Origin of the sequence: Roseiconus nitratireducens, assembly GCF_008629675.1 — a bacterium.
Taxonomy (GTDB): Bacteria; Planctomycetota; Planctomycetia; order Pirellulales; family Pirellulaceae; genus Stieleria; species Stieleria nitratireducens.
The window spans coordinates 106,728-124,939 of record NZ_VWOX01000008.1; the positions used below are offsets into that span (position 1 = coordinate 106,728).

Annotated in this window: 4 protein-coding genes (1 of these 4 only partly in view); 1 reads left to right on the forward strand and 3 read right to left on the reverse strand. The window is 59.3% G+C overall.

All coding sequences use genetic code 11. From position 1 onward, the window contains the following. A protein-coding gene (locus FYK55_RS15165; protein ID WP_161604524.1) for a CARDB domain-containing protein crosses the window boundary here: on the reverse strand, nucleotides 1–13,540 show its 5' end (the start). Its footprint begins 17,906 nt before the window's first position; 13,540 of the gene's 31,446 nt are visible here — the first part of the coding sequence; its start codon is at nucleotides 13,538–13,540; its stop codon lies beyond the left edge, outside the window. 529 nt (nucleotides 13,541–14,069) lie between these two features. Between FYK55_RS15165 and FYK55_RS15170 the strand changes: the two genes are divergently transcribed. Then, a complete protein-coding gene (locus tag FYK55_RS15170) occupies nucleotides 14,070–14,525 on the forward strand; it encodes a TfoX/Sxy family protein (protein ID WP_150077288.1) in 456 nt (151 codons plus the stop codon). Nucleotides 14,526–14,580: 55 nt separating this feature from the next. On the opposite strand, the gene FYK55_RS15175 is transcribed toward FYK55_RS15170, so the two are convergent. Next, nucleotides 14,581–15,972, reverse strand: a complete 1,392-nt coding sequence (locus FYK55_RS15175; RefSeq protein ID WP_150077289.1) for a DUF1552 domain-containing protein — start codon at nucleotides 15,970–15,972, stop codon at nucleotides 14,581–14,583. Nucleotides 15,973–16,092: 120 nt separating this feature from the next. Beyond that, on the reverse strand, nucleotides 16,093–18,093 hold the full coding sequence (locus FYK55_RS15180) for a DUF1592 domain-containing protein (protein WP_150077290.1): 2,001 nt from the start codon (nucleotides 18,091–18,093) through the stop codon (nucleotides 16,093–16,095). Nucleotides 18,094–18,212 lie beyond the last annotated feature (119 nt).

Genomic DNA, 18,212 nt, shown 5'->3' on the forward strand with positions numbered 1-18,212 from the left:
CCGTGACGCGGATGGCTTCACCGGGAATCAGATCTTGCTGCGGATTCTTGATCCGAGGTACGTGGATCGACCACTGCACGTAAGGACTATCGATATTGGTCAGACTGGCGGCCGTCACGTTATAAAGCCCCGTTTCGCCCAACCCAATCAAGCTAGGTCCGCCCATCCCGACATCGCTGTCCAACTCCATCTCGGCTTCAATCAACACGCGATGCGGAACGATAGCCGATTGACCGTCGGGATTGGTGACGACCAGGTCGTACAACCCCAATTCAGCGCCGGTCAGGTCGAACGTCGCGACGATCCGTGTCGCATCGACCACTTCGTAATCAATGGGGAGGTGCTCATCGAACTGAGGACGAACCAGTTTGACCGTCGCGAGCGGATCAAAATCCGCCCCCCCCAGATCGATCGTTGCGTACGCGGAATCGCCGAGCCGATCCGTCGAAACCGACGCGACGTGCAAAGGCAGCAATCTGGCACGCAACCGAATGTCGCCAGCCGATCGCCCGCGGACAAGGATGTAGTAGTTCCCTCCGCGAGTTCGCGGCACCAGCAAACGCTGCGACTCCGAGAGCGCCCCCGCGAACTTGCCATCAAAATCGGAGGAGCTCGGAACGCGTTCGAATGCCGCGTACAGCTCTAACGATGCCGACGTCGCGTCCGCGGTCACTTCCAATGTCTCACCGGGCGGCACGTTGATTGAATACACAACCGCACCCGAATCACCGAGCGTGAACACCTCGGGCACATCCAACAGCAATTCGGGCGTGACGATGTTCAGGGTTTGCGCGGAAACCGTGTCGTTATTCAGTCGCAAACTGCCTTCATGGATGTCATCGAACACATCGGTGCGGGCGACAACCGAATAGGGTCCTGGCAAAACCGGCGGCAACGCGACCGTCAACGAACCGGTATAGAATTCACCTGGCTGAAGCGTGCGAGACGGCGTCGGATCGTCCACTCCGGTTCGTCCCAAAAGACGGTCGCCAAATCCGATCTCCGCATCGGTGGAGAGATAAAAGGCGTCATCCCAGATGCCCCGGACGACTTGGTCATCGCTGGCATTCCTGACCGTCCACGTGACCGTAACGCGACCATCGGACGCGACGGAAACCGGATCGAACGAAACGCTTTCGACAACCAAGTCGGCCGGCGGCGGCAATTCGATCAGAATCGGATCGGCGGAAACGGTTCGGTTGTCCGACTCATTGGATTCTTGAACGTTTCCATACGGCCGGAGTGACCGCATCGGATCGACTCGCGCGATCACGTAGTAGGGCCCGGACAATCCAGCCGGCATCCGAGGCAAGATCTCGGTGGTGACGGCGCCGCCCGACAAAATCAAATCTTCGTAGTCGATCTGTTCCAGCAATCGGTCACTGCGCGGATCGAGAGAGACGTCTCGAGAGAGGTAGATCTGCACCGTGAAAGGAAGTTCGCGTTCGGGGACATCACCTCCGCCGGTGTTGGAAAGTTCAACCGAAATCGGGATCGGCAAACCGGCTTCTAATCGCTCCGGAACAATCAAGTCGGTCACGGTCAGGTTGGGCTGCTGCACCAAATTGACCGACACGGGGATCGAGCTGACGTTGTCGATTTCGTCGGCAAACTCGGCAACGGCTCCGAATTCGCTGATCTGGTGAATCCGCGGAAACCCGACGCTGGATGGATAGGGTTCAACATTTCCACCGTGCTGATTGAACGACCGCGTGTAGACGGAGTCCGTTGCGACGAGAAAATAGAACTCTCCGCTGATGTTGTCAGGCAGCTGCACACTTGCCTCAACCACGTAGGATTCTCCGACGCCCAAACCGCCGTCATGCCGCAGCTCTGCCAAAGGCAAATCGTAGGGGTCCAACGTCGGATCGGTTGAGATGTAAACGACGTCGTTCCAGAATCCCGTCCGCGTCCTGCGAGTACCGTTGTTGGTCACGCGGAAGTTGACGTCGGTGAATCCACCGGAGTCGACCGGCGAATCCACCCGCAACTGGGATACCCCCAAGTCGGCTTCCCGATAGACGATATCGATTTCAAGCGGTTCGGAAACATTGTTCCGCTTGTCGCGCCGCTCCCAATTGCTGTCCAGGAACGTTTTGGGCCAATTGGGGAAGCTGCCTTCACTTGGCGACGCGTAGTAAGGACCGTAGCGACCGACGGACAAATCGGTCAGCACATGAATGAAATACGTCCCGTCAGCGCCCACCGGCACCGGGAATTCAACGTTGGCCGTGTAGCTTCCTCCGACGCCCAGGGGATAGGCGATGGCATCGTGGTCATACGTCGCGACACGTCGGGCGGCGCGGTAGTCAAATTCTGGGGACTGAGAGATGTAGATCAGATCCTGCCAGCGTTGCGTCACGGACGACGTGGGAGACGTTCCCAGATTCGACACCGTGTAGGACAAAGTCACCGGTTCGCCGCTGAACTGCATGCCGGGGTCCACCGACATCGAAGTGACTTGCAAGTCGATGAAGGCATCGGTGACTGCCGATGCTGCGGCGCGGGAATTGTTGTCGGTAAACGGTCCTTCAAAAACCGTTTCCAGTTGGCTGGTTGGACCTGCCAGGATCGCTCGAAGCTCATTTGACGAGAACTGATTCAGATCCGCCAAGGAAACTTCCAATAGCGGCTTTCCCGTCGCTGACTCCACGCGTTTCAGGATGGCTTCCACCTCCTCCAAAAGCGACGGCTGGCTGGTGATCGCCAGATTCGGGTTCAAATTGGTGGTGACGATGAAATGCGAACCGGAAGCCGACGGTGGTAGCGTGAAGGTCGCCGCTTGCTCGTATTCCTCTCCGACGTCCAGCGCGCCGTCGTGCGGCAACGCAAAAACCAATGTGTCGGTGTTGTCGAAAACGTCGTCGTCGGACAAATAGATTCCGTCCGCCCAGCGTCCTCGGTCGGTAACGGTCGCACCGCGATTCTCGACCCGCCACGAAATCGTGACTTCTTCGCCACCGATTGCCGACGCGGGTGCAACGACGTCGTTGACCTGCAAATCGGCCGGCGGTGTCAACAACACGGTTATCGGAGTCGCCCGGAAATTGTTCCCATCGATATCGTTGGGCGCATCGGGATTCAGGTTGGTCGCGAACTGGTTTTCAAAGACCGCATCGTTTGCGTTGGACCAGACGGTGATAAAGAACTGTCCTTCGATCCCCGCGGGCAGATTGACCTGGGCCGCATTCTCGTAGAACTCATCGACGTCCAGATTGCCGTAGCGGCTGATGGACTTCAAACGAACATCACCTCGCGCCGGATTTGGGCGATCGACGTCTCGGGCCAACCAGATTTCATCCCGCCAATAATCCGGATCGGTGGGCCCGACGCCCCTGTTGGTCACGCGGTAGCGAACGGTGATGGTGTTGTCGTCAAAGGTCTCCAACGGAGCGACGACGTTGGACATCACCAGATCCGGTGGGGGAACCGGAACCGCGTCGATCGAAATCGGAATCGCAAGCGTGTTGTTGTTCTCCGCCCCGAGCGAAGAATTAGCGGCTTCGCTGACTTGATTGCGGTCGTCGGTCGAGACAATCAAAAACGCGTTCCCGGACACTTCGCGTGGCAACGTAAAGGTGGCGAACGTCTGGTAGTTCTCACCGCTTCCCAGTTTGCCTCCGTTGTCCAGATAGGTGCTGGAACCGTCGATTGGACGCAGCGGGATGTCACCTCCTCCCAGCGTCGCTCCGTCGAGCGAAAGGTACACGCGGTCACTCCAACGCGAACCACCGGTGGGCGTCTCCCTTGCGCCCAAGTTCTCGACGATAAAACTGACGTCGATGACCGTTCCGGCGGTCACCATGTCCGGTCCCGTCAATTCTCGAATCTGTAGATCGGGTCTGGGCTGAGCCGAAATCGTCAGCGCTTGAGCGGAGCCAATGTTGTTGGCCTCGTTTGTTTCCGAGACACGGTTCCGGGAATCGGTTTGCACGCTGACACGGTAACCGCCCAACAGTCCCGGCAACCGGACCAACTCACTTCGCGTATAGGATCGCCCCGGCGGCAGCGGATCGATTCGATCAAATGCCCCCAGAGGAATCTGCTGATTCGGGTTATCGATCGGAGACAGATAGACATAGTCTCGCCACGCCCCGGGGATCTCATCCAAACCCTGGTTTTCGACGGTCCAAGAGACTTCAATGCTTCGAGTGTCCTCCGCCGCCGCCGGCGCGACAACCGAAGTCACCGTCAGGTCATACTCGAGAGGCGGCAATCCGGTCAGCTGGATGGGATCGGAGACTCGGCGGTTGTTGACATCATTGAAGATGAACTCGTAGGGTCCGCCGGTTTCGACGACCAGGTACTTTTGACCGTCAGCGGTTCTGGGAATCGTAACTTGCGCGGTCCGGGTGTAACTGCCACCGGACGGCAACGCACCCAGCCGCGAAAACTGCCCCAGGTAAACACGACCGTTGAGGCCGGATGCGTCATCGGCCAGATAGATCCGGTCCGGCCAACTGGTCCTGTCGGTCGCATCGATGCCCAAGTTGCTCACAGTCCAAGTCACATCGATGGTTTCGGATCCGGTCGCATTCTGAGGGGCGATGACGGAATCGACGACCAAGTCTGAGTACGTCCTCGGTGCAACGTCGAGCGGATTGGCGAGGGCTACATCGTTGTCGGCCGTCCCCAATTCAAAGACCTGATCACCGACATCGGTACGAACAAACAGCGTAAAGCGACCGGTGGAACTGGCCGGAAGGGTGACCCGCTCCGTGCGCGTGTAGCTGGCCGACACCGGCAGGGCGCCCGTGTGGGAGAAACGCGCCACCTCGATGTCGTCTCCGTTTCCAATGACTGCGTCGCGGCTGAGCACGATTGCGTCGGTCCAACGATTGACGCGTCCAACTCCTTGGCCGACGTTGGACACCGTCCACGTGACCGGCAATTCGACGGGGCTGCCCACAATCAATGACGGAGCATCGATCTCGCTTACCGTCAGATCCGCGTAGGGATACGAGCTCACCGCAAATGGATCGCTGGCAAGTTTGCCGAGCATCTCACCATCACCTTCGGGAATCGCATCGAGATCATCGGGTACCACGATCAGATAACCCGTCACAGCGATGCCATCGGGCAACGTCACCGCTCGAGAACGGGAATACTGATCATCGACTTCCAGCACCCCTCCTTCCGGCCAGGCAGCAATCTTTTGATCGGACACATCCAGCTGTGTATCCAAGGAGAAATAGATCGCGTCAGTCCACTGCCCTTCCAATCGGGAACTGCCGTCGTTGCTGATCGTGTACTCAACGGTCACCGAACCGCCACTGACCGCACCGGCACCAACGTTCACGGAAACTGACCGGGCAACTAGATCCGGCAACGGAAGGTTGGTGACCGTCGTCGTGGCACTGGCAAAAACGTTGTTCCCTTCGCCGCCGGGCTCGTCCACGTTGTCACCGACGTCGGTGGCGACCAAGACACGGTAGTCGCCATTGGCAACCGAAGCGGGGACTGAAATCGATTGTGTCGTCGTGTACGATTCTCCGGGGCCGAGCGCACCGGTGCGGACGAAGGCACCGATCGCCGTGTCGTTGCCATCAAGAATGTCATCTTGACTCAGGTACAGCCGATCGACCCATTGAACGTTCTCGGTGGTTGCCGTTCCGACGTTGCGCACCCGGTACGTGACGTCATAGCTTGCCCCCCGGCCCAGCCCGGGCGGCACCGTGACGGCTTCAGCCATCAAGTCCACGGGACTGCTGACAAAATCGACATGGACGGTTTCTGAATTCGCGTTGTTTAGAGAAGCGAACTCGAAGACGTCATCGCCGGTGTCAGCAGCGACAAACAAGTAGACGTTCCCCGACAGCCCATAGGGAATGTCGATTTGTGTTGACGCAGCATACGTCTGCCCTGTCGCCAGCGATTCACTGACGGAGACGTTGGCCAGTGTGAGATCGTCCGCATTGCCGTAGAAGCGATCCGTTGACAGCACCACACGATCCGACCAGGTCGCGTCCAGCGGCGTTCCGTCGTTCCTGCCGACCCAACTGACCTGTACCATCCCCCCGTTCTCGAACGCGCCCGACGCATCGATGGATTCGATCACAAGATCCGGGCTGGCGAGGGTGATGATCCCGGTGAATCGGTCTTCCGCGGCTTCGCCAAACACCGCATCGCCGTCTTGGTTCATCGGGTTTCCGACCAAATCGTTGATCTCGGGACCAACCAGCAGCACGTAGTCCCCGGGAATGGTTTGCGTGGCAAACCGCACGCGCACCAGGTCCACATCTCGGTAAACCAATTGGCTGATCGGAATCACACCCTGGGGACCGGAGAGCTCGATGTCCGCAATGGAAAGCGTTTGCGGATTGATGGGTTCGTCAAACTCAATTTCGAAGTAGTCAAATGGTTGGCTTGGGGCCGACGGCGAGACCCGAAAGACCCGCGGCCCCCCGGCATCGATTCGAAAACCACGAACGAAAACATCCTGTGTCGATTCGCCCGCAATGCCGTCGCCATCCTGATCCATGGCGACGCCGCCGAGATCAAGGATGTCTGGCCCGATGGCGAACGTGTAGTCGCCTCCAGTGCTTTGTGAGGGAAACCCGAGTCGGAACTGACGAGGCGAGATCCGCGAAATCGACGTGATCGCGATCGCACCGTTGGGCCCCGTGACGGTCACGTCGTCGGGGGTAAAGGAGGATAGATTCAGCGGTTCACTAAACGTCAACTCAACGGAGTCGACCGTGTCCACCAGGGTTCCGGTGGGTGCAAAGCTTTCGACAAATGGCCCGGCGCCGGACAGCGTCAAACTGGCCTCGTAGCGATCTTCCAATTCACCGGGAACGGTGTCCCCGTCACGATTCATTCTCTCACCGGCCAAGTCGGTGATTCCAGGACCGATCTGGATTCGATACTCGCCATCTGCAGTACTGCGATCCAGATCGATCCGATAGGTAAGATCGCCAAGACGTCGAACCCCCAAGACGTCGACAACACCCGCGGGTCCCTGGACACGCACATCAGCGGTCGAAAACGAGCCCTGATTGATTGGCACATTGAAGATGACATCAATCTGTTCGAGCGCACCGCTGATGGCTCCGGACGGGAATTGCGAGACAATGGCCAGGGGATCACGATCGACGGTGATGGACGCAGCAAAAACATCCTCGGGGGTGCCGCCGACGTGATCACGGTTCTGGTCCATCAAGTTGCCGTCCGCATCGCGCACGGTCGGATCAACGCGAACTTCGTAGGTGGCGTCGACGATCTGACGCTGGAAGAAAACGCGAAACCGCCGGTTCGTCTCGTCGAGTGGCGTGATCGCCTGGGTCTCGATGTCGGACTTGGGTTCGACTGGATTTGTCTTGACCGTCAATCCGTCGGCAGCGCCCACCAGCTTGAACAATGCCGAATCAAATTCATCTGCTTCGCCCTGCACGGCCGACAACTCGAACGCCGAACCACCGCTGCGCTGGAACATCAGCATTCGAATTGGATAGTCGCCAGCCGCGGGAAAATCGAACACGTGCAGATCGGTGGCGAATCCCCGAGAGGCAGCGTACTGTCCGCTCAGCGAACCGATTGTCAGCCGGTAGCCGTCATCGCTTGACGCCGCGAACGTCCATTTGCCGGCGGCTGGAATCGTGATCGTTGCCGCCGCATCGAGCAAGTAATCGGTCGTGACCGATTCGGGCAAAGGAACACCATGGCCCGAGCCATAATTGCCGACGGACGGACCGAAATTGATGGTTTCCTCATTGGCGTCAGCAACCCGCGCTTGCAGCGACTCGAACACCGAAGTCCGGATCGCGGCATCCAAATTGGAAAGCGAATCCGTCGATTGAATGGCACGCACCGTGAAACCGTCAATGATCGACTGCGGGTCGTAGGCATCCAGCAAAGCCTTTGACGCGGCATCAAACAGCGAGACCGATCCTCGGGTGAGGGTCATGGGATCGACCGGTTCATCGAAGGTCAGGTCGACAAACTCTAAAACCGATGATGTTGTCCCACTCGGATCGTGAGTGACGACCCTTGGCCCGGTGACGTCGTTGAATATCGTGCCAACAAAGACGTCTTCCGTCGCCTCGCCGGCAATGCCGTCTTGATCCTGATCCATCGGGATACCGCCGGTGTTGAAAATCTGCGGCCCGACGGAGATCGCGTGGTCGCCACCGATGTCGAGAGTTCGATCGAGTGTGACGTCAACAATTTGGTCCGTGACCGGGTGGATCGACTCCAAGTTGGCAGCCGAGGGGCCGGAGTATCCGAAGTCACTCAATTGAATTGAGCCCGCGTCGACTTGCTGAGTGAAATAGATTCGAAAACGATCCCGCGCGGAGTCCATTTCGATCGGCTGGCCGTCGCGGATTTCGATGACGTCCGCATTGCTGACGCCGCGATCGATAATCGACACGTCGTCGATGCGGCCATCAAAAAAGCCAGCATTGTTGTAGGTCGTACTCCCGAGCCGCACTCCGTCCGCCGCCGGCACGTAGGAGGCACCAATGTCGACGCTATTACGAAGCGCCCCATCGATGAAAACCCTTAGCTCGCTTCCATTGAGCGTTGCCGCGACGTGGGCCCATGTACCCGGGACCGCTGCGACACCGGAGTCAAGGAAGCTTCCGTTCTTGTAGTGCGCACCATAGTTGCCATCGCGAACGGCGATGGACCAATCCCGACTGCTGGCCTCGCCACCCGCGATGCCGATCCGGCCCGCACCAGGGACGGAGCTCGGATTGACCCAAGCCGCGACCGTCCAATCGGCCGCTGGCGCCCACTGGCCCAGGTCGACATAGTCTCCGACGCCATCGAACAAAAAGGCTTGGCCGCCATCGTGGCCCAGCGCAAAGGATGTGTTGCCAAGCACCGCGCCGTTGCGTTGCCCCGATTCGTCGTTGCCGTTTCCTTCGGCGAGGTAACGATGATGAAGCGACGCCGGCAGTTCGGCAATCTTGGCGATTCGCGCAACCTGCGGTCCCAGCGGGCGGTCCGCGGCTGTCAAAAAATTGCTGTAGTCCACGTAGTCCGTCACCGCAGTTCCGGCCACGTTCAGATTGACGACACCATCGGCATCGGACGGATCATTCGGTCCCGCGGCATCGCCCCAGTAGTTGCCTCCGGCGAGCGCGTTGCCGACGTCGGTCCCGAGGTGGTGAACGGCGAACGCCGATTGGCCGACAAAACTGGAACCGGTCACGACGAGGGCCCCCCCGTTATTGACGCGAATTCCCTCGTTGCCTCCGATGAAGTCAGAGCTTGTGACGATGGCCGAACCGGCCGAAGAAACCTCCAGGTGAGAATCCAGGTTGCCGCTGGCCAGATAGCCGTCGATGACGACCTGCCCGGCAAACAACTCGATGCCTTCGGCGAAGCTGCCGTGAACAGCCACGTCCGACAATTCAATCTGCGAACTAGCGGTTCCGGCGGTCCGTGAATCGATCCCAATCCCGCCGAGCCGATCACCACCACCGTATCGCACCTCAACATGCGTCAGTCGGGAATCGCCGTGGTACAGATAGAGTCCCGCCCAATCGCCCGGACTTGGAGTCGTTGCGTCGCCGTCGGCATTTGAATCACCGCCCACCGAATCATCTCGGATCGTTGTGAAGATGATCGGCTGCGTCGGTGTTCCTTCGGCAACCAGCGCCCCTCGATCGGTGATATCGGCGGTGTTCGTCCCGATCGCGTGGTTGATCCCCATCTTGACGATGGTGCCCGGCACGACGGTCAGTGTCGTCCCGGCACCGTTGATGTTGATGTCGCCCGTGGTATGAATGGGCAGCCCGCCAAAATCCCACGTTGCATCCGACGTGAACGTTCGCGATCCGTATCCGATGTGATCACCGCCGTCGTTTCCGGCCGCGGTCAAGTTGGAGTAGGTGGGACGGGCAGTGCCATGTTCGAAAATCGCTTCCTGCTCACTATCGAAAATGGACACAACGTTGATGCTGGGGCTACCGTAGTAAAGCTCGATGCCTTCACCGCGAGAATCGCGAACGAGCACGTTGGAAAGCGTCGCATGAGATCCATTGGTCCCAGCCGTTCGCTCATCAATTCCGACCGCTCCCGCTCGATCACCACCACCGTACCTCACCTCGACATGGCTCAATCGCGAGTCACCGTGGTACAGGTATAGACCGGCCCAGGAACCTCGCGAGGGTGTTGTTGCGTCGCCATTTGCCCCCGAGTCACCGCCGACGGAATCGTCATGAATCGTGGTAAAGACAATCGGTTGATCAGGAGTTCCTTCGGCGACAATCGCTCCACGGTCAGCAACGTTGGCGGTACTCGTCCCGATCGCGACATTGTTGCCCAACTTGATGATGCTGCCGGGAACGATCGTCAACGTCGTCCCTGCTCCGTTGACGTTGATGTCGCTCGAGACGTGAACGGGCAAACCGCCAAAATCGAAGACACGGTCTGACGCAACCGTCCCACCGGTCATCGCGACGTGATCGCCACCCGCATTGTTTTGAGCCACGACGCCGTCGTAGTCGGGATTGGTTGCGAAACCTTGATTGATTGCGACCCCCAGATTTCCCACGAGCGACACGTTCCGCAGCGCCGGATTCCCACCTTCGATCTCGATCCCCTCGCTGCCGCTTTGCGCGATGATCACGTCGACCAGGGCGATTTCGGAACCGGGAACTCCTGGGGTACCACTGACGATCGTCACGCCTCCGCGATTGTCGCTACCGCCGTACCGCACCTCGACATTCTGCAGCCGGGAATCGTCGTGGTAGAGGTACAGCCCGGCCCAGGCGTCCGGACTCGGACTGCTGGCACTTCCGTTCGCATTGGAATCTCCACCGACACTGTCGTCGTGAACGGACGTAAAGACGATCGGCTGGTCCACGGTGCCGACCGCATGGAGGGCTCCTCGATTGGAGGCAAGAGTAGTCGATGTGCCGATGTGAGCGTTGGACGCCATTTTGGCGACCGTGCCGGGCACCACGGTCAACGTCGTCGTTGCACCATTGAGATTAATGTCGCCGTCAACATGAACCGGCAGTCCACCAAAATCCCAGGTGGTACTTTCCGTGATGGTTCGGGAATTGTATTGAACATGGTCGCCGGCCTGGTTGTCTCGCGCGGAGATCCGAGTGTAGGTGGGACGCGCGTTGGCGCGTTCCTCGATGGCAACGTTCGTGCTACCCACGATCGCGACATCGACCAGCGCCGGCGCGCCGTCAAAAATCTCTATCCCTTCACCCTGGCTTTGAAGAACCAAAACGTTCCGGAGTGTCGTCTCGGATCCATCCGTCCCCGGGGTCCGAGCATCAATGCTGATCCCCCCGGAATTGTCGCCACCGCTGTATCGAACTTCAACGTGGGTCAATCGCGAGTCACCATGGTAGAGATACAGCCCGGCCCAGTTTCCGGGCGCGGGTGCCGTCGCGTCCGCGTTCGCATTGGTATCTCCGCCGACCGAGTCGTCATGGATGGAAGTAAAAACAATGGGCTGGTCGGGCGTTCCCTCGGCGACGAGAGCGCCGCGATTGTTGATAACGCTTGTTGACGCTGCGAGATGGTGGTTGTTCTCGAACTTGATGATGCTTCCGGGAACGATCGTCAACGTGGTCCCCGCGCCGTTGATGTTGATGTCACCCGCAATGTGCGCGACCAATCCTCCAAAGTCCCAGGTAACATCTTCGGAAATGACACGCGCGTTGTACCGAATGTGGTCCCCGGCAGCGTTGCCGCTGGCCGTGATATTGGAATAGCGTGCCCTGGCCAGACCGCCCTCCTCAATCGCAACGTTGGTGCTGTCTAGAATCGAAACATCGGAGAGTACGGGCTGGCCCGCGAAAATTTCAATGCCTTCGCCTTGGCTGTGAGTGACGATCACCTCCGACAGCGTGATCTGAGCTCCGTCGGTACCGGCGGTGAGTTGATTGATGCTGATACCGCCAGAGTTGTCACTGCCTCCGTAGTGAACCTCGACATGAGAGAGCCGCGAATCTCCGTGATACAGGTAGAGCCCCGCCCAATCTCCGTGTGACGGCAGACTTGCATCTCCGTCCGCATTCGAGTCACCACCAAAGCGGTCGTCCTTGACGGAGGTAAAAATGATTGGCTGCTCCGCGGTACCGACGGCGTGAAGCGCGCCACGGGAAGCCCCCACCGATGATGACGCGATGTGTGCGTTCGGCCCCATTTTGACCACGGTGCCCGGAACGACCGTAAGCGTCGTGCCCGAACCATTCAGGTTGATGTCACCGGTGACGTGCACCGGTAAGCCGCCGAAGTCCCAGGTGAAGTCCTGGTCAATCGAACGTGACCAATACTCGATGTGATCACCCGCCTGATTGTCTTCAGCCACCAGATTGAAATACGTCGCCCTTGCGACCCCGGCCTCTTCGATCGCAACATTCAGACTGTCGGTCACCGTCACGTTGACCAAGGACGGACTCCCGCCATCGATTTGAATGCCCTCCGATCCGCTATGCGAAACCAGCACGTCGGACAATTCGACGTGCCGTCCAGCGGTGCCGGGCGTCGACTCGGAAACCCAGAGACTTCCGTAATTACCGCTGCCTCCGAAATGCACTTCGACATGCGACAACACGGAGTCTCCGCTGTGGAGATAGATGGCGTTCCAGTCGTCAGGCTGCGGCGAAGTCGCCTCACCGTCGGAATTGGAATCGCCGCCGACGGAATCGTCGAACACCGATGTGAAGACAATCGGTTGATCCGCCGTGCCGGATGCGAGCAACGCACCGCGAGTGGTTCCCGATGCGCTTGACGAAACGTACCTGTTCGGCGCCATCTTGATCACGCTTCCCGGCGCAATCGTCAACGCGGTGTCCGCGCCATTGATCAAAATGTTTCCGACGACGTGCGCCGGCAAACCACCAAAATCCCAGGTGCGATCACTGGTAACCGTGGTCGCTTGAACTTCGACATGGTCGCCCTGGTTGTCGAACGCGGTGAGTGACGCGTACGTCGGATTCGCAGCGCTCAGTTGCGTGATCGCCGGACCCGAGCTTCCCACGATTTCAACGTTGCTCAACGACGGGGTGCCGTTGACGATTTCGACTCCGTAGTCGTCGCTGTCCAAGATGGTCACGTGATCGAATCGACCTCCGTTGCCGCTCGGGGTCAGATCGATCGACTCCTGGATCCAAAGAGCGCCCTCAGCACCGCCGCCGGCATAGCGGATTTCCGCATGGCTCATCTCCCAGTCACCGCTGTAGGCGAACAATGCACGCCAATCACCGGCGGCGGCGGCCGTGGCTTCGGCAGTCAAGTCTTCCCCGACCGTGTCGTCGTTGACGCTGGTGAAAATCACCGGGTCCGCCTCGCTGCCAACGACGTCGACCGATCCCGCAGCCGACATCCAGTGAGACGGATCGAATTTGACCACGGTTCCCGGTTCAATTCGAAGACTGACACCATCCGGGACAATCACGTCACCGGTGGCATGGATTGTCCCACTCCAAACATCGTCGGTGGTCAACGTCCCCGCGACCTCCCGTGCCAGCAGACGTCGATCTTCCAGCTTCTCCGCCAGGATCCTCCGGCGGTGGCGAATCCGATGAGATTGACGTTTTTCATTGCCAGCTTTGCGACGCGCCAAGCTTCCGCTTCGATTGGCAAGCCGCTCCAAAATCGCTTTCGCCACCATGACTCACTCAGACTGATGATCGGACGTCGTGACGCGTCCGGAAGAAGTCTCTGTGCTCTCCACAGAAACGCCGGAAGTAGGCCGAATCCACCCTGCGGCACATGATATTCACCGGCCGCCAGGATGGTGTGCAAATTAGCACTACCTGGGCGATTATTTCACACAGGGCCCCCCCTCCGAGATCACGCCTGAGACACAAGCCCTGAGACACAAGCCCTGAGACACAAGCCCTGAGACACAAGCCCTGAGACACAAGCCCTGAGACACAAGCTTCGTGCAGACGCTCGAACACGAGCCACCCTTGTTTTGTCGCAGCATCCGAACTTGGTCGAAAAGGTCCGTCCCGCCCAAAGCTGCCGTCGCCACAGCGCGGGGACCCACGTTTTGTCGAACGACGCTACATTAGAGTGGCGTTCGAGTTTTCCCGGCTCTGTCACCGGGCGCCATTCAGGATCTTGGAACATCCGGGGGGATCTGATCCATGGCAGATCCGAAAGGCGATTTCCTCTTCGTCAACCTGAGCGCTTCCCAGACTCGGAAACGTCTGAAGAGGTTTGGGCATGGGGTCCGAAAGATCCAAAGCGCCGGCAAGAATCAAGCGCTGGTCATTCACACCGCGACCGGCGAACATCTGTCGGAACTCGAGCGTCTGTTCGCCGACGTGGGTTGCTCAAGCGGCGACGTGGACTTGCCCGAGCCGATCGAGAATCTGCGCAACCTCGGAAGCGTGAGCGCCGGCTGGCTGCGGGCGTCGGGAATTCGAACCGTTGCCGATTTGCAAGACTTTGGCCCCGTTTTCGCCTACGAACAAGTCAAACGCAGCCACCAAAACGCCAGCCTGAATCTGCTTTGGGCGTTGGCCGCAGGCTTGCAGGGCAAAGACTGGCGTGACCTGACCGATGCCGAGAAAAACAAACTGCTTGAGGAAATGCGATAGGGCGAAATGCAAGCGTCCGGTTCAAGGCGGCAACGACTGGAGGTTCGCCGAAGGCTCAAGCGCTCGAGGCGATCTCCGTGATCTGTTTCGTTGCGATGCCGACAGGACGGTCCAGCGGAATTCCGGCGCACGTCAGCAAGGTGGTGAGCAGGTCTCCCTGGTTTCCCTTGACGTCCGGCAAGAATCGGCCCGTGTTGATGGAGCCGCCGCCGCGTCCAGCCAGGATGAAGGGCAGGTTTTCCCGGGTGTGCTTGTTGCCGTCTTCCAGGCCCGATCCCCACATCATGATGCAGTTGTCCAGCAGCGTCCCGTCGCCCTCACGCAAGCTGTGCATCTTCTTCACCATGTACGCAAACTGTTCGATGTTGAACGCCGTGATGGCGGCCACTTTCCGGACCTTCTCCGCCTGGTGGTTGTGGTGCGTCTGCGAGTGGTGCTGGTCGTTGAATCCGAGCTCCGGATACGACACGCCGTTCGGCGTCGATCCGATGTAAGTGCAGACGCGGGTCGTGTCGGTCTGAAACGCCAGCACACTCAGGTCACACATCACCTGCATGTACTCGCTGCGTCGGTCGCCTTCCGGAATCTTGATCTCGATCGGCGGAGAATCCGAATCGCGACGCCGGCTGGGTCGGACCCCGGCCTTCTCCAACGCAGCCTCTTTCTGACGCATCTCGATGGCTGCGATCCGCCGTTCGACCGAGCGAACGCTATCCAAATACTCGTCCAATTTTCGCTGGTCCGGCACCGACAGGGTGCGGCGCAGCTCCCGAGCTCCGCCAAGCACCAAATCCAACATGTTCCGGTCCAAGGAACTCATTTCGGTCGATGCGTTACCGCCGCCGCGTTGATCCTGTTTGTTGAACAAACGCTTCAGGACGTTGCGTGGGTTGATTTCGGCGGGGACCGCCTGGGTGGGGGAGCGGAAGCTGCAATGGGAATAATAGGCTTCGTTCAGCCCTTCCTGGTTCTCCTTCCATGTCTGCGGCATCGTCGCCAGTTCCAACGACGGCAACGTCGTGAACGCCCCCACGTAATTGGCGGCGATCTGATCGGCGGAAATTGCGATGCTGACCTCATCCCGCTTGTCCGGGTCCGGCAACGTCGCTGTCAGCCAGGTCGACAACTCGAGGGCGTGCGGTGCGCCATTGAACGGTGAGATCGGAACACCCGAAATACCTTTCATCAGCAGACACTGATCGATCACGGGCCGCAAAGATTCCAGTGCCGGTGGCGGCGCGGCCAGAAAACTGGCCGCATCGGCGGGCCAGAATTGATCCATGATGACGCCGTGCGGCATGTACATGAAACCCAAGCGAACCGGCGGCTTGGACGCGGGTCCCCCCGTTGTTTCCGCCCAACCCATGCCGTCCAAAAGCGGCAAGGCGAGCGCAGCCCCCACGCCTTTCAGACAGGTTCGACGATCAATGAAAAGTCGTTTGCTCATGGGTGGGCCTTGCAGGTGGGCGGCCACCAGTCGAGACCGGCGGTCGGTGGATGCGGTGGGGAGCGTGCGGTGAGGTCGGAGTCGTCTGGGCGGACACGGGCGTGTCTGCCACGTCTCGAACTACTCCGCGTGCCGACGATGCGTGAAGGGATAGCTGGTCACCACGGCGGTGATCAGCGTCTGCATGCGATACTCGTCCTGGACGAGATCTTGCATCAATTCATCCACGACGATCTCGTCATAACCCTCCAGCTTTCGGCACAAAGCATAGGCTAACAACTCCTCCACCAGATTGCGAGAAAAGTCATCCAGCCGTCCGGCGATCATGGCCTTCAGTTCTTCGGGACTGGAGAAACGCGTGCCGCCCGGAAGTTCCCCCGTGGCGTCGATCGACTCACCGTTGTCATCCCGATCACGCCAACGGCCGATGGCATCGAAATTCTCCAGTCCGAACCCGATCGGGTCGAGCAACTGATGACAGTTGGCACAAACGGGATCGCTGCGGTGCAATTCGGTGCGTTCGCGAAGCGTCAGATTCTCGACGGACTGGGAATCCTGTTTATCCAGTGCAGGAACATTCGGTGGGGCCGCCGGCACATTGTCTCCCAGTACCTGCTGGAGGACCCACACGCCACGATTGACGGGGCTGGTGCGATTGGGAAAGGAAGTTGCCGCAAGGACTCCGGGCATCCCCAGAATCCCGCCGCGATTTCGATCGGCCAGCTGAACTTTTCGCATCTCGTTTCCAGCGACCGTCTCTTCCAGCCCGTAGATTGCCGCGAGTTCCTGGTTGAGAAACGTGTAATCGCTGTCGATCAATTCGGCGATGCTGCGATTTTCCCGCACCACACTCTCGAAGAACAGACGCGCTTCGTCATACATCGCCGAACGCAGTGAACCGGTTATCTGCGGGAACTTTGCCGCGTCAAAGGTCTTGCTTTGCAAATCCCCGAGCCCAAGCCACTGGGCACCAAAACCGTCAAACAGAGCGCGGGAACGAGGATCCTGCAGCATGCGTTTCACTTGCGACTCAAGGACCTGCGGCTCGTGCAGCTTGCCGGAATCGGCCAGCCCCATCAGCTCTTCATCGGGCATCGTCGCCCATAGCAGGTAGGACAAACGCGAGGCAAGTTGATGATCGTCCAGCGAAACAATCTCGTCCTGTGCCGCAGGTTCTTCAGCCGGAGTGATGAACAGGAATTGCGGAGAAACGAGCATGGCCTTGAGCATCAAACGCAAGGACGCCGGATAGGACAGGTCGTTTCGTCGACCCAGGTCGAACACGTCCACCAGCACATCGACTTCGGTTTCGGATGCCGGGCGACGGTAAACCTTTCGAGTCAACGACCGGGCAACCTTTCGCGCCGCCGTGCGAGGGTCAGCCCCGGGCACCGGCGATTCGCCAAACAATCGCTGTTGGAGCTCCGTGGGCGGCGCGTCTTCCGCTGCGAGTACTTGATCCAAAACGTCATCGGCGATCGAAAGATATTGCTCCAGCTGAAGCGGTGAGAGTGAATTGAGATACCCCTCGCCGCTGACTTCGTCTGGCAGCGTGTCGGTGATCGCCGGATCGACACCGAACAGATCATGCAGCGTGTTGCCGTATTCCGTTTTGGTCAACCGCCGGATGACAAACGGCCCCGGATCTTTGGGGCTGAGGTACTTCACCTTGCCCAGCCACTGCAAAAACATCTGCCGCTCTTCATCGGACGGCGGCTCGATCCCGTCCGGCGGCATGTCGTAAGCCTTCACCCTGGCGGCCGCTTTTTTCCACTGCTCGCTGAAAGCAGCATGCCCCGGACTCTTCAGGGCGGGAGAGAAATTGACGCCGGCCTCCGTCGGCCGCCGGTTCTGGTGGCACTCCAGGCAGTAGGTCTTGATAAACGGAGTGACACGTTTACGAAAGAACGTCTCGGCGTCCGCTTTGCGTTCCGCCAGCGTCCCAATCTCAGGTGACTGGCTCTCGGGTGACTGGCTCTCGGGCGACTGGCTCTCGGGCGACTGGCTCTCGGGCGACTGGGCCGCGAGAGGTCTGGCCGGTATTCCCTGCAGGACCAAGACCAACACGAAAAGCACGCGAGCGAGAACACGCTGACCGGCGCCCGTCACTGAAATTCGCATCCGAAACTCTTCGCCGTAACCGCTCATTGTCGCCTTTGCTTGTAAGACATCGTGCCGATGGCATGCTTGCGGGGCGGCCGGGTGCCGCCCTCAACAGTGGTGGGTCCCTTGCTAAATGT

Coding starts and splice junctions, on each gene's coding strand:
- FYK55_RS15170 (WP_150077288.1), top strand. CDS start 14,070: ATGGCAGATCCGAAAGGCGATTTCCTCTTCGTCAACCTGAGCGCTTCC.
- FYK55_RS15175 (WP_150077289.1), bottom strand. CDS start 15,972: ATGAGCAAACGACTTTTCATTGATCGTCGAACCTGTCTGAAAGGCGTG.
- FYK55_RS15180 (WP_150077290.1), bottom strand. CDS start 18,093: ATGCGAATTTCAGTGACGGGCGCCGGTCAGCGTGTTCTCGCTCGCGTG.